At 66.6% G+C, this 13,179-nt stretch carries 15 protein-coding genes; 8 read left to right on the top strand and 7 right to left on the bottom strand.

What is annotated here, in order from left to right; genetic code table 11:
* Positions 1 to 169 precede the first annotated feature (169 nt).
* From ACFHPP_RS28920 to ACFHPP_RS28905, 4 genes are all read right to left on the bottom strand, one after another.
* Positions 170 to 862, bottom strand: coding sequence for a GntR family transcriptional regulator (locus ACFHPP_RS28920; protein ID WP_437166696.1), 693 nt, complete (start codon positions 860 to 862; stop codon positions 170 to 172).
* Positions 849 to 2,132 carry an amidase gene (locus tag ACFHPP_RS28915; protein ID WP_437166695.1) on the bottom strand — a complete coding sequence of 428 codons (1,284 nt, stop codon included), beginning with the start codon at positions 2,130 to 2,132 and terminating at the stop codon, positions 849 to 851. The genes ACFHPP_RS28920 and ACFHPP_RS28915 overlap by 14 nt, the downstream gene beginning before the upstream one ends.
* Positions 2,133 to 2,194: 62 nt before the next feature.
* Positions 2,195 to 3,160: a Bug family tripartite tricarboxylate transporter substrate binding protein gene (locus ACFHPP_RS28910; protein ID WP_437166694.1), complete on the bottom strand. Its 966-nt coding sequence runs from the start codon at positions 3,158 to 3,160 to the stop codon at positions 2,195 to 2,197.
* A gap of 16 nt (positions 3,161 to 3,176) precedes the next feature.
* Complete coding sequence (locus tag ACFHPP_RS28905) at positions 3,177 to 4,604, bottom strand: amidase (RefSeq protein WP_437166693.1); 1,428 nt, start codon at positions 4,602 to 4,604, stop codon at positions 3,177 to 3,179.
* A 223-nt stretch (positions 4,605 to 4,827) separates the two neighbouring features.
* Here ACFHPP_RS28905 and ACFHPP_RS28900 point away from each other — a divergent pair, with 223 nt between their 5' ends.
* From ACFHPP_RS28900 to ACFHPP_RS28885, 4 genes are read left to right on the top strand one after another with little or no spacing between them, the layout of a single operon-like run.
* Complete coding sequence (locus tag ACFHPP_RS28900) at positions 4,828 to 5,661, top strand: sugar phosphate isomerase/epimerase family protein (protein WP_437166692.1); 834 nt, start codon at positions 4,828 to 4,830, stop codon at positions 5,659 to 5,661.
* A gap of 27 nt (positions 5,662 to 5,688) precedes the next feature.
* Positions 5,689 to 6,570 carry a 3-keto-5-aminohexanoate cleavage protein gene (locus ACFHPP_RS28895; protein ID WP_437166691.1) on the top strand — a complete coding sequence of 294 codons (882 nt, stop codon included), beginning with the start codon at positions 5,689 to 5,691 and terminating at the stop codon, positions 6,568 to 6,570.
* 41 nt (positions 6,571 to 6,611) lie between these two features.
* Positions 6,612 to 7,481, top strand: coding sequence for a 3-keto-5-aminohexanoate cleavage protein (locus tag ACFHPP_RS28890; RefSeq protein WP_437166690.1), 870 nt, complete (start codon positions 6,612 to 6,614; stop codon positions 7,479 to 7,481).
* A gap of 30 nt (positions 7,482 to 7,511) precedes the next feature.
* Positions 7,512 to 9,110 carry an ABC transporter substrate-binding protein gene (locus ACFHPP_RS28885; RefSeq protein ID WP_437166689.1) on the top strand — a complete coding sequence of 533 codons (1,599 nt, stop codon included), beginning with the start codon at positions 7,512 to 7,514 and terminating at the stop codon, positions 9,108 to 9,110.
* A 191-nt stretch (positions 9,111 to 9,301) separates the two neighbouring features.
* Here ACFHPP_RS28885 and ACFHPP_RS28880 read toward each other — a convergent pair whose 3' ends face one another.
* Positions 9,302 to 9,583, bottom strand: a complete 282-nt coding sequence (locus ACFHPP_RS28880) for a DUF4242 domain-containing protein (protein WP_437166688.1) — start codon at positions 9,581 to 9,583, stop codon at positions 9,302 to 9,304.
* 307 nt (positions 9,584 to 9,890) lie between these two features.
* On the opposite strand from ACFHPP_RS28880, the gene ACFHPP_RS28875 reads away from it, so the two are divergent.
* The 4 genes from ACFHPP_RS28875 to ACFHPP_RS28860 all read left to right on the top strand — a co-directional run bounded on the left by ACFHPP_RS28875 (position 9,891) and on the right by ACFHPP_RS28860 (position 11,739).
* A complete protein-coding gene (locus ACFHPP_RS28875; RefSeq protein ID WP_437166687.1) occupies positions 9,891 to 10,214 on the top strand; it encodes a hypothetical protein in 324 nt (107 codons plus the stop codon).
* A complete protein-coding gene (locus ACFHPP_RS28870; RefSeq protein WP_437166686.1) occupies positions 10,211 to 10,471 on the top strand; it encodes a hypothetical protein in 261 nt (86 codons plus the stop codon). The genes ACFHPP_RS28875 and ACFHPP_RS28870 overlap by 4 nt, the downstream gene beginning before the upstream one ends.
* A 14-nt stretch (positions 10,472 to 10,485) precedes the next feature.
* A complete protein-coding gene (locus tag ACFHPP_RS28865) occupies positions 10,486 to 10,695 on the top strand; it encodes a hypothetical protein (RefSeq protein ID WP_437166685.1) in 210 nt (69 codons plus the stop codon).
* Between the two features lie 282 nt (positions 10,696 to 10,977).
* Positions 10,978 to 11,739, top strand: coding sequence for a hypothetical protein (locus tag ACFHPP_RS28860; RefSeq protein WP_437166684.1), 762 nt, complete (start codon positions 10,978 to 10,980; stop codon positions 11,737 to 11,739).
* Between the two features lie 69 nt (positions 11,740 to 11,808).
* Here the strand turns inward: ACFHPP_RS28860 and ACFHPP_RS28855 are convergent, their stop codons facing one another.
* Together ACFHPP_RS28855 and ACFHPP_RS28850 are read right to left on the bottom strand one after the other, a co-directional pair.
* Positions 11,809 to 11,955, bottom strand: a complete 147-nt coding sequence (locus tag ACFHPP_RS28855; protein ID WP_437166683.1) for a nickel-binding protein — start codon at positions 11,953 to 11,955, stop codon at positions 11,809 to 11,811.
* 589 nt (positions 11,956 to 12,544) lie between these two features.
* Entirely contained in the window at positions 12,545 to 13,018 is a 474-nt protein-coding gene (locus ACFHPP_RS28850; protein ID WP_437166682.1) for a cupin domain-containing protein, read from the bottom strand.
* Positions 13,019 to 13,179 lie beyond the last annotated feature (161 nt).

Genomic DNA, 13,179 nt, shown 5'->3' with positions numbered 1-13,179 from the left:
TTAGCGTAGCGGCTGTGCCAAGCTGAGATCCCGCAGCGCGCTGATTGACAGAGAGAAACGCTGATCATGGTTGGGATTCTGTTCTGTCGCGTCATTCACGCCTCCTGCTCCTCCAGCAGCCGGCGATCACGCTCAGGCTGATGTGGCGGCAGGCATGGACGCTGACGAACTAGGCCTGGCGCCCTGGCAAGCCCATCGCCTCCAGTTCCCGTCGTGCCGCCTCCACATGCCGGCGCATCAGCATCTCGGCCAACTCGCCATCCCGGTCGCGCAGGGCAGCGCAAATGCGCAGGTGATCGTCATAGGCCCGCAACGCCCGGTCAGGCTTGTGGCTTGTGTGAAAGCGGAAAAGCCGGGTCAGTGAATAGTAGTCGTGGCAGAGCAGCTGCTCCAGCCTCCGTGATTTCGAGAGTGCAGCCACGGCGAAATGGAAATCGAAGGCGCCATGTTCCTGGAAGTAGGATTCGCCCGTGCGCACTCGCGCATCCGCGGCGTGCGCATGCAGCAGCGCCTCCAGCGCCACGATTTCAACCTCCGTCGTGCGCTGGGCCGCTAGGCGGCAAGCCAAGCCTTCAAGATTGGCGCGAATTTCGTACAACTCGATCAGGTCCTGCCGGTCCAGCGCCACGACGCGCACGCCTGCATGCGGCAGCCGCACCACCAGGCCGCGGCCTTCGAGCCGCCGCAACGCCTCTCGCAGCGGCCCGCGGCTGATGCCGTAGCGGGCGGCGAGCGTCTCCTCCCCCAACCGGCTACCGGGCTGGAACTCGCCTGTGACAATGGCGTGTTCGATGCTGGCGAAGGCGCGGTCGGCATGAGTCTGCGGCACCAGGCTGAGCGCCGGCGCCTCACCCAATGCCATTACGCATGACCCACTCCGCAGCAGCCAGCAGCCTCGCTTCGTCCCCCGGCTTTGCCAGAAGCTGTGCCCCGATCGGCAATCCGTTCGGCCCAGTCATCAGCGGCAGGGACAGGGCTGGCAGGCCAAGTACCGTCCAGACGGCGCAGAACTGGAAATCGCCTGTCGCACTGCCTTGCGGCGCCTCTCCGGCAGCGGCTGCTGCCAGCAGCACATCGCGTCCGGCGAACAGGCTGGCGATCTCGGCGCGCGCCTGCATCGCCTGCTGCAGGGCGGCACGATACTCCGAATGGCTGCAGGCGCGACCATGGGCAATCCGCCCCTCACGCAGCGTGGCGCTGATGCGGGCCCAATGGTGCTCGATCTCATAGGTGAAGTTGCGGAGGAATTCGAAGCTGGAGATGGCCTGATGCGTCTGCGAAAGCTGAAGGAAGGTCGTGCCGACAGTCACATCCGAAACGTCTGCGCCGGCTTGCGACAGATGCAGTGCCAGCCTGTCCAGACGCTCTGCCGTGCCCGCATCCATCCGCTCCGCCAGATGGCCACGGCAATAGCCGATACGGGGTGCGAGGGGCTGCGGCGCCGCGGCCACCGGCAGGCCGCGCAGCACGTCGAAGGCCAAGGCGATATCGGCGACGGAGCGCGCGAAGATGCCAATGCGGTCGAAGGACTGCGCTGCGGTGCGCACGCCCGAGAGCGGGATTTCACCCAGGCTCGGCACGAAGCCCAGCACGCCACAGAAGGAGGCCGGGCGAATCGTTGAGGAGGTGGTCTGCGTGCCCAGCGCCAACGGCAGCATCATCGCGGCGACGGCGGCGGCGGACCCGGAGGAGGAGCCCCCGGGCGTACGCGTGGGATCGTGCGGGTTGCGCGTTGGCCCGGGGTGGATATTGGCAAACTCGGTCGTTACCGTCTTACCCAGCACGATGGCGCCAGACCTGCGCGCCAACGCGACGCATGCGGCATCCGCGGCAGGTTGGTGTCCCTCGTGGATGGGGGAGCCATAGCCGGTCGGCATGTCCGCCGTGTCGATGATGTCCTTCACGCCGAGGCCAGCGCCGGCCATCGGCAGTGTGGCGCCGTGCCGGTCCAGCGCATCAGCGGCGGCGCGCGCCCCCTCGGCGGCAAGATGCGTGAAGGCCATGACCTCCGCCTCCCGCCGCGCCACCTGCTCCAGGCAGGCCTCGATGACGGCACGAGCGGTGGTTTCGCCGCGTGCCAGGCGATGCGCCACCTCGGTCGCCGTAAGCTCGTTCAGTCTCGGCGCCGTCATCGACCTGCTGTCCCTGGTTCCGGTGGCTGCTACTGCCTCAGCGCAATCACTTCAAGCATCGGTTAGCCCGGCGTTGCGCCGGAAGCCCGCACGATCGGCGCCCACTTCGCCGTCTCCGCCCTGATGAAGGCGCCCAACTCCTCCGGCGAGGAGGGCGTCGCCTGGATGGCGCGCGCGCCGAGTGCTGCGACCAGTTCGGGATCCCGCAGGGCCGCGGTGGCTGCGCCGTGCAGTGCCGACAGGACAGGTTCAGGCAGGCCGCGCGGCGCCATCAGTCCGCTCCAGTCCTGCATGTCGAACTCACCGAGGCCGGGCGTCTCCGACACCGCGGCAATGTCCGGTAGGAGTGGACTGCGCGCCTTGGTGGAGACCGCCAGCATGCGCAGCCGGCCACTTTCGGCCAGCGCCTTGGCGCCGGAGGCCGGGGTGAAGGCGAAATCGACGTGCCCGGTCACCAGGTCCGTCACCAGCGGCGCACCGCCGCGATAGGGCACGTGCACGTTCCGCACCCCCGCCATCAGGTTGAGCTGCTCGCCCGCCAGATGCCCGGCGCCGCCGGAGCCGGAGGATCCGTAGTTCAGTGGCTGCTGCTTCGCGGCGGCGATCACGTCCTGCACGCTGCGCCAGGGGCGGTCCATCGGGATGGCGAGCACGTTGACGATCATCGCCACGCGCGTGATCGGTACGAGGTCGACCAGCGGGTCGAAGCTGAGGTTGCCGTACATGATCGGGTTGATCGACAGGCCGCCGATCGTGCCCATCAGGATGGTGTGCCCATCCGGCGGCGAGCGGACGACATGCTCCGAGGCGATGTTGCCATGCGCGCCGGCGCGGTTCTCCACCACCACCGGCTGGCCAAGCTGCGCCTGCATCTTGGGCGCCATCAGCCGCGCCGCGATATCCGTCGTGCCGCCAGGCGGGAAGCCGACAAGAAAGCGGATCGGCCGGTTCGGGAAGCTGCCCTGCGCCAGCACGGCGGGGCTTGCGAGCAGGGCGGGGAGGCTGGCCAGCAGGTGTCGGCGACGCATGGTCTTCACTCCTCTGTCAGACATGTGGCAGCAGCGTGTCGCGGACCCACGCGGCGATGGCGCAAGTGTCCGCATCCTGCCAGGCGAAGCCGCCGACCTGCAGGCCCAGGGGCAATTCCTCCGCCATCAGCAGCGGCAGCGCGAAAGCGGGCGCACCGAACAGGGTCCAGGGCAGCGCATAGCTGCGCGATCCCGTGAACGCGTGGTCCTGAATGGCGGGGCCGGAGGAGCAGAGCATTACGAAGCCGTCGGTTCGCCTTACGAAATCCGCAAGCCGTGCGCGCAGCGTCGCGCGATCCGCCAGCGCTCGGGCGTAGCGCGCCTCATCCATGCCTTCGGCGCGCGCCAGCAGGTTGTGGATGCGTTCGCCGACCATGCCGGCGCCGTGGGCGCGATAGGCCCGCAGCGGCCACTGCGCTTCCCAGGCCAGTAGGTCGTTGGCGAATTCGTTGATCTCCCGCAGCGCCTGCTCCAGCGCCGCGGTCGCGGAGTCGTTGCCGGCCGTCAGGATGCGCACGCCGCTGCGTGCCAGCGCATCGATGGCGCCCTCGAAGGCGGCCTGCGAGGAGGCTGGCGTTTCCGCCCAGCCGAGCGTGTCCAGCCGCACCAGCGTCCGCGGCGCGCGCGCCGGCGGAGCCTCCTCCGGCCCGGCAAGCGCGGATTGCGGCGGGGTGCCGCCGGCGAAGCGGGCGATGGCGCGGGCACCGGCCCAGACGTCCTCGAGGCTGGCACCGATCACGCCAAGATGGTCCAGCGTCGGGGCCAGTGGTACGAGCCCGCCGATGTGCAGCGCGCCATGCGTGGACTTGAGCGCGTAGGCACCGCAATAGCCAGCGGGCCGGATGGTGGAGCCGTGCGTCTGCGTGCCGAGGCCAAGCGAGGCCATGCCTGCCCCGACCGCCGCGGCGGAGCCCGAGGATGATCCGCCAGGCGTACGGCTGCTGTCATAGGGATTTCGCGTCGGCCCTGAATTGCCGCAGGCGAATTCGGTGGTCACGGTCTTGCCCAGCACCACCGCACCTGCCTCGCGAAGTGCCCGGACGCAGGCGGCATCGCGCTGCGCCTGGAAGCCCCGGAAGATCGGGCTGTTCATCTGCGTCGGCAGGTCGATGGTCTCGATCATGTCCTTGACCACCAGTGGCATGCCGTCCACCGGCGAAAGCGGCTGCCCCGCGCGCCAGCGGACACTGGACGCATCCGCCGCACGCCGCGCGGCATCCAGGTCCTGCGTGACGAAGGCGGCAATGGCCGGTTCATCCCGTTCGATCGTGGCAATCCGCTCGTCGAGGAACGCGCGCGGCGAACTGCGGCCCGTGCGGAACGCGGCGGCGTTCGGCACGAACGGGCGCGCCAGAGGCCTGGCTGGGTCATAGGCGATGCGCCGCGCGGGGGCTCCAGGGTCCAGCGGCGCAACGGGTAGCGGGGTGTCGTGCGGGTCGCTCACGCGGGTCTCCGGCCTGGTGTGCCCCTGCGGGCCTCTCGCGGCATCGCAATCCCATTACAAGGCTTTGTCAACAACCACGATCGCACTGGTGCTGCATTCGCGCTTCATCAGTGTAATTTCCGTGCGAACCGCGCCGATTTACCGGGCATTACTGCATTGACAGAGCCGTGCGACCGGCGCTTTGCTCCGGATCGTTGACAATCACCTCGTGGGAGGGGGTATCGTGGCAGGGTTCAGGGACCGCATCGGGATCGACTTTGGCGCCCGGCTGCCGATCGAGGACGCCGTTTCCTGGTCCGCCGCATCCGGCGTCCGCGTCATCGACGTCCGCCTTGGCGATACCGGCAATGTCTTCGCCAGCTTCGATGCCGCGCGCATCGCCGGTGTCCGCAGATCAACCGAAGCGGCCGGCATTCAGCTCGGGCTGCACACGCTTTCGGCGGTCAATTCGGCCGAGACCGCGCCCTTTCTCAGCGAGGCGGTGGATGAGTATCTGCGACGCTACATCGACCTGGCAGGCCCGCTCGGCGCCGGCTGGATCGTCATGCATGGCGGCTTCCATTTCACCGGCGACTATGAACGCCGCATGGCGAAGGGTATCGAGCGACTGCAATGGCTGGGCGACTACGCCCGGTCGCGCGGCGTCCGGCTGTTGCTGGAGAACATGAACCCGGAGCCCGCCGATGCCGAGGTGCGCTACCTCGCCTGCGATATCGCGGAATGCCGCCACTACTTCGACCGGCTTGACCCTGCTGCCATCGGTTGGACCTTCACGGCCAACCACGCCCACATGCTGCCGGTCGGCATCACGGGTTTCTTTGAGGCTTTCGGCCCGGCTCGGCTGGAGGAAGTGCGCCTGGCCGACAATCGCGGCGGCAAGGAGGAACACCTGAAGCCGGGCGACGGCACGGTGGATTTCGAGGCGACCTTCGCGCTGATCGAGAACGCCGGCTACGGCGGCCACTACATGCTCGCCTACGGCACCATTGAGGAGATGCGCGCGGGACGCGAGGACCTGGCCGCGCGTGCGGTCCTCGCCGGCATCGCTGCGGCCTGAAGGCCCTGAAGGAAAGGAAATCCGCACATGGCCAAGAAGGTCATCATCATGGCGCGCATCAACGAATATGCGCCGCGCGACCGCAACCCGCACATCCCCTTCACGCCGAACGAGATCGCGGAAACCGCGGCGGCCTGCGCGGCGGAAGGTGCTTCCATCGTGCATTTCCACGCCCGCAATCCCGATGGCTCGCCAAGCCATGATCCGGAGATGTATCTTGAGATCATCCGCGCCATCCGCGCGCGCAGCGACATCCTGATCGACTGCACGCTGGGCCAGAACACCATCAAGGGCGATGCCGCGCGCGCCGCGCATATCGCACGCATGCAGGGTGGTCCGGCCAACCGGGCGGACATGGCGGCGATCGATGTCGGCAGCACCAATATCGATGTGTACGACGCGCAGGCGAAGCGCTTCACCACCACCGACAAAACCTATGTTAACACCATGTCCACCTGCATGTACCTGGCGTCGGAGATGGACAAGGTGGGCGTCAAGCCGCACCTGACCTGCTGGGCCATTCCCTTTCTTCGAGCGGCGGATGCGCTGATGGACATGGGCGTGTTCCAGGAGCCCGCCTATGTGCAGTTCGCCTTCTGCGAGGGCGGCATCGTCGGCGGGCATCCCTGCACCATCGCCAGCACGCTCGCCTTCCTCGACGTGTTGCCGCCCGGTCGCCGCATCGAATGGACGGTGACCTGCAAGGAGGGAAACCTGCTGCCGGCCGCCGCGGTCGCGCTGGAGCGCGGTGGGCACCTGTCGCCCGGCATCGGCGACTATCCCTATCCGGAACTCGGCTGCCCCACCAATGCGGAGTTGGTCCGCTTCTTTGCCGGCCTGGCGCGCGGCTTCGGACGGGAGCCGGCAACGCCGGCCGAGACCCGCGCCATGCTCGGGATTCGTGCCTGATCCCTCCGCGGCATGCCGCTTGCTTGATCTTCGAGGTGACCATGACGAAGAAGCTCATCATCAATGTGCGCCTGAACGAGTGGGAGAAGCGCGGGCCCAACCCGCACATCCCCTATTCGCCGCGCGAGATCGCCGAGGACGCCGCGCGGTGCCGGGAGGCCGGCGCCTCCATTGTCCATGTCCACGCGCGCGGCCCGAATGGGGAGCGCAGCCACAGCCCGGAGCTCTACGCCGAGATCACGAAGGAAATCCGCGCGCGCAGCGACGTCCTGATCCACACCACGCTGGGCAATGTTTATCTGGAGGGCGAGGCGGAGGATCGCGTGAAGCATGTTGCGGCCTCGAAGCCGGACATTGCGACGATCGACATCGGCAGCACCAACATGGACCGCTACAACCCGGCCGAGAAGCGCTGGGAGACGACGGACAAGGTCTACCAGAACAGCATCGAAAGCTGCATGTTCTTCGCCCGCACCATGAAGGAGCTGGGCGTGAAGCCCAGCGTCGGCGTCTGGACGGTGGCCTTCATGCGCGCCACGGCCGCCTTCATCGAGATGGGGCTTCTGGACAACCCGGCGCTGGCGAAGATTCCGCTCTGCGGCGGCGGCCGGCTGGCGGGGCATGAGGCGACGCCGGCCGGCCTCGCCGCCTTCCTGCACGCGATTCCCCGTGACGAGAGCATTCAGTGGGCGGTCTGCACCAAGCACGCCAACATCTTCCCCTGCGCCGCCATGGCGATTGCGGAAGGCGGCCATGTTGCGCCGGGGCTGGGCGACTACCACTACCCGGAACTCGGCTGCCCGACCAACGCCGACATCGTGCACCGCATCGCCCGCATGTCGCGCGACATGGCGCGAGAGGTCGCGACGCCGGAGGAGGCGCGCGAGATGCTGCGCATGCCATCCGGCTGATCAGTCCCATCATCGAGGAGGAACCCGAGGATGTCCGCACCCCGCCCACGCCGCAGCCTTCTGGCCGCCTGTGCCCTGCTTCTGTCCCTGCACCCGCTGGGCGCCAGCCCCAGGGCGCAGGCGGCGCCCGAGCTGCGCATTGCGGTGGAGGCGGATATCACCTCGACCGATCCGCATTTCCACAACCTCGCGCCGAACAAGGCCGTTGCCGCGCATTTCTTCGACCCGCTGATCCTTCAGGATGCGCAGCAGCGGCTCCAGCCGGGCCTCGCCGTGTCCTGGCGCGCGATCGACGACACCACCTGGGAGTTCAAGCTGCGGCAGGGCGTGACCTGGCACGATGGGTCGCCCTTCACCGCCGATGACGTGGCTTTCACCGTCGGGCGCGCGCCGTCCGTACCGAACAGCCCGTCCTCCTTCGGGCTGTATCTGCGCCAGATCGCCGAGACCACGGTGGTGGACCCGCACACCATCCGTTTCCGTACCAACAGCGTCTTCCCGCTGATGCCGGTCTACCTCAGCACCTTCGGCATCGTCTCCCGCAAGCATGGCGAGGGCGCGAGCACCGCGGACTACAACAGCGGCAAGGCGATGATCGGCACCGGCCCCTATCGCTTCGTGTCGTGGCGGCAGGGCGAGAGCATCGTGATGCAGCGCAATCAGGATTACTGGGGCGGCGCGCAGCCGTGGGGCACCGTGACCACGCGCTTCATGCGCAGCGCGGCATCCCGTGTCGCGGCGCTGCTGTCCGGCGATGTCGACCTGATCGACGCGCTGCCGACCAGCGATATTGCCCGTGTTGAGCGGGATACGCGCTTCCGCGTCAGCCGCGCCGTCTCCAACCGCAACATGTATGTCTTCGTCGATCATTTGGAGCGCGCCTCCCCCTTCGTGCGCGACCGGCAAGGCCAGCCGATGACGCAGAACCCGTTCCGCGATCTGCGCGTGCGCCAGGCGGTGAGCCTGGCCATGAACCGGGAGGCGATCGTCTCCCGTGTCATGGATGGCGCGGCAGAGGCGACGGGCCAAGTGATGCCACGCGACTGGTTCGGCTGGACGCCAACGCTGCCGGCACCTCCGCATGATCCGGCGGCTGCGCGGCGCCTGCTGGCGGAGGCGGGTTTTCCGAATGGCTTCAACCTGACCATCCACTGCTCGAACAACCGCTACGTGAATGACGAACGCATCTGCCAGGCCATCGGCCAGATGCTGACGCGCATCGGCATCCAGACGGAGGTGCAGGCGCTGCCATTCGCCACCTGGATCACCGCCGCGAGCCGGCAGGACTACTCCATGCTCTTCGGCGGCTGGGGCATCGATACGGCGGAGCCGTCCTCGCCGCTCGGCTCCCTGCTGGCGACCTATGACCGTGCGACCGGGCGGGGCGCCTCGAACCGATCGCGCTATTCGAACCCGGAGGTGGATCGCCTGGTCGAGCAGGGGCTGGCGACCCTGGATGACGAGCAGCGCCGGCAGATCTTCATCCGCGCGACAGAGATCGCGATGCGCGACGTTGGCCTCGTGCCCATGCACCATCAGGTGAACCTGTGGGGGGTGAAAGCTGGATTGCAGCATACCGCACGGGCAGACGAGTGGACGCTGGCCACCAGCGTGCGCCCCGCAGATTGAGCAGGTCGCTACACTCCGGATAAGCGGGAGGGCTCTTGCTGGTGGAAGACCGTCGGAATCCTGCGTATGTCCGGCTTACCGTGGGTGAGGCGAAGCCTGCCTTGGTCGGTCTCAGAGCCTGCTTCAAAACGAGAGCGAGTGGAATCGAGGGGCGCGCGGTACGTGACCAGGCGCGCCCCTGCTCACATCGCCTATGCGATTGCTTCCGCGGTGGTCGGGTCGATCATCCGCTCAACTTTGCTGATCCGGTCTGCAGGGAAGCCGCCACGCTGGGCGTGCTCGCGGATCATCTCTTCGTTCGGGGCAACATAGACGCAGTAGATTTTGTCGCCCGTCACGTAGCTCTCAACCCATTGAATATCCGGCCCCATCGCGCGAAGCACGTCGCAGGACGTCTTTGCTGCGCCCTGCATGTCCTGAGCGGATGCCGCTCCGACACCGGCCATCTCTCGCTCTATGATGAATTTCGGCACCGTTGACCTCCCGTGTTCTGGCTTCCTTGGACAGGCGCCGGCAGCCCGCAGGCGTCACGGCACCCGGCGCATCGTACTGTCCGAAGCTTCGCCAAGCACCAAGGATTTCATCTCGGACGCATTCCGAAACAGGCTCTCACTGTCTCAGAGCCTGATTCAGAGTTGAACCGAGTAGACATCAGGTTGTCTGTGCCGGCGATGCCGGCCGCCTGTGCGCCCTCTCTAGTACGGATTCCTTCCTGTGGCGTTTCCTGGTTCTCTACCCCGGGCGCGGAGCGGTGCGCCTGCCGTGAGGCGGAGGACAGCCATGGTTGATCCCGAGGACCGCGAGGCTTTTCACCAGACGCTAGAGCGCGAGGCGTGGCGCATCGCCGCGACCGGCTCGCCTTCGGATGCCGGCCAGTTGGTCATGCAATCCGTGGCGACCAGCATCGCGGCGGCGCTGCCGGAGGCTTCGTCGGAGATGCGTGCGTCGGTGGCATCGAAGGCGCTGTTGGTGCTGGCGGAGACGGAGTGGGACGCGGCGGTGAACGCGATGGCGGCGGTGCTGCTATCCGGCACGAACAAGCTGGTGATGGCGCACGTGCTGGCCGGCGGCAATGTGGTGACGACGCCGGAGCGCGGGGCATGACGGCGGAAGACATAGACCGTGGCCTGACCCCGGCGGAGATGGCGCAGTTGCGCGCGGAGTTTCAGCGCATGGGCATGACCCTGGCCCAGGAGACGGAGGCGGCGGACACACTGGTTCGCATGGCGGGCAGGCTGTCCGGCATGGAGTGCAAGATGGACCGGATGCTAGCGGACACGGCGGACATGCGGGCGACGTTGACCCGGATAGAGGCGCGCATGGCAGCGGCGGCGGAGGGGGGCCGCTGGCCGCGCGCGTAATACAGAGACAAGCTATGAGTGACCCGAAGCTGCTCCTCGCCTACCCGAAGGCTCGGACCCCGCCAGGCCTATTGCGGTTGCGCATGGAATTGCAGCGGCACCAGGACCTGACGCCCGCCGAAGCTGCGGAGGCGGCAAACCTGCTGGTAGGCTTGGTGATGACGCTGGAGCGGGTGGAATCGGACCTTGCGGCGATGGCGCAGGACCGCCGGCCACCCGCCTGATGCCGGACAAGCCCGGCGGGCAGCTTTACGACCACCCCAACCTTGTTGCCGGCCGCGCCGCCATGCCGCGCCCGCTGGCGGACTTCGCGGACTTCCAGTTCGAGACGCAATGCCCGACGCCGGCGAGGCGCTTGTCGGCTCTATTACCAGACCGTGGCGAGTTCTCGAGGGTTCGTGATGGCGGTGACGCGTCCAGTCGGCACATCCCAACGTACCGGTAGTACCGGACACGTGCCGGTGCCGCCTCGATACGAAGGTTGCTCCCTAGAATGGAGACGCAGAATGGCCAAAAAATCACAGGGAACCGGGGGGAAGCCGCCCGCCTCGGATAGCGGCGCGGAGACAGGCGGAAACGGGCTTGGAGGATTGGTCCAAAGCTTTCAGGACGGCGACCAGTTCTACTTCACCAAGTTCGAAACACTGAATGATTCAGGCGTGAGCGGTGGGGCCCTGCTCATCGTAAATGACGGCAACACGCCCAATGATCCCTTCGATGACACCTTGACCGTTGTCATTGCCGCAACAGGGCTCGAGCCTAATCAGGTTCACCTGCAGCACATCCACGGAGAGGACGGAACACAAGCCGTTACTCCGCCGCCCTCTGCCGATACCGATGGTGATGGATTCATCGAGCTGGCCGAGGGACTGCCCTTCTACGGCGGCATCCTTCTGAATCTCACCTCTCCGCAAGGCAGTGGGCTGGAGGGGTTTCCGACCGCTCCAAGCGGCTCGATCTTTTTCTCGGAGACCTACCACCTGCACACTGATCAGGGAGATACGGATCACGGCGGCCATGCGGCAGGTGATGTGATCAATGACTTCGCGGACCTGCAGGAGTACGAGATTGTCCTCCACGGAATGTCAGTCGGTGCCGTTGGCGCAGGCACTCCTGGTGAGGTCGATGGCACGGCGGAGTACAAGCTTGTTTTGCCGGTAGCGTCTGGTGTGATCCAACCTCTGGACGACGGACAGGGTGCTTCGGCGCTTGCGCACCTGAGAAATGCTTTTGACGGCCATGGCTCGAACGGGGATTGGTTCCTCTAAAGGCCCGCTTCAGAACAGAAGCGAGTGGGATGGCGGGGCGCGCGGCACGGAGGCGGCGCGCCCTATCGTCTATGCAGTTGCTTCCGCCGTAGTCGGGGCGATTATCCGCTCAACCTTGCTGATCCGACTCGTAGGGAAGCCGCCACACTGGGCATGTTCGCGGATCATCTGCTCGTTCAATGCAACATAGACGCAGTAGATTTTGTCGCCCGTCACGTAGCTCTCCGGTCGCACCGATTACCGAGGCGCGGCCCGGCATCATGGTGTCGGATGCGCTGGCCCGGCTGCGGTGCCGTGACTACGGCGCCCGGCCGCAGCCGCGGCAGCGCAGCCGGTGGTGCTGGCCGATGTGGTGGAGATCCGTGCGGGGGCCAACGGCCAGCTCGAGCTCCACCTTCGGCTGGCCGGAAGCGCCCAAGAGATTCACTCAGCCAAAGACTTGTCGCCAAGCGGTAGCAATGAAGATGAACAGGAAGAGGAACAGCAGGGCGCGCATGAAGGCATCAACTGCATTCAGCATCCACTGCAACCCCGGTGGCAGCATGGCCCCAGCTCCTCACCATTTCGATAAGTAAACGCGGTGGCGGGCACGCGTTCCCAAGATCTGTCGAAAGCTCTCACCCAAACTGTCGTTGTGTCCGATAACGCGCGCTTACCGCGTGTGAACAGAGGCTTGCCGCAATGGCTACCAGCAGCCAGAAGCCTACCCGCTGGGGTCTTGCCATAGGATCATCCCAAGCAAGACCAATCGGGAACGCCAGCACTGTGGCAGAAAGCGTGGGAAGGGGCAGGTTGTCCGTGCCCGCTAACTCAGGGGCGGCCCAACCAACTCGACACCATGGCGAAGGCAGGCCTGGGCGAGAGCTTCGGCCTGCTCGGGCGAGGGTGGCCCCGCGGCGTCGGGCAGGCCGTCCCGTTCGGCGGGTCGGCCGAGCGCGCGGACGAGGCCTTCGAAGTCGCCGCCCCGCACAATCGTCAGGAAACGCGCTCCGCCTTGCGACTCGGCCCGGTAGGTGTGCGGGACGCCCTTCAGTGTGAGGACGCTATCGCCTGCATAGGCGCGGAGATCCCGGGCGCCGGCGAGAAAGCGGAGCTCTCCCTCAAGCACGTGGAAAACCTCGTCCTCGTTACGGTGGACGTGGAGTGGCGGCGAATCCCCGTACGGGACGCGATGCTCGAGTACCGACAGGCCGTCCGTCCCGTCAGTGTGGCGGATGCGAACGATGACGTGCGTGTTTAGGAACCAGAGGTGCTCCAAGGGGTCGTTATCGGTCTGCATGTGCCCTCAGCGCCGGCGGTTTATGGGTCTCGCAGCCTGCAACATCTCTCAGGTCAGTGCCAACGACGACCTGTCGAGTCCGCTTTCCGCCTTCTGCGACATCAAGCGGCTCGCATCTGCGCAGCTCCCCCAAAGGGGAACCCTTTTGAGTCTGCAACATA

The organism is Falsiroseomonas sp. E2-1-a20 (assembly GCF_051433195.1).
Taxonomy (GTDB): domain Bacteria; phylum Pseudomonadota; class Alphaproteobacteria; order Acetobacterales; family Acetobacteraceae; genus Falsiroseomonas.
The sequence above is the reverse complement of the archived record's forward strand: the minus strand, read 5'-3'. Positions and strand labels throughout refer to the sequence as shown.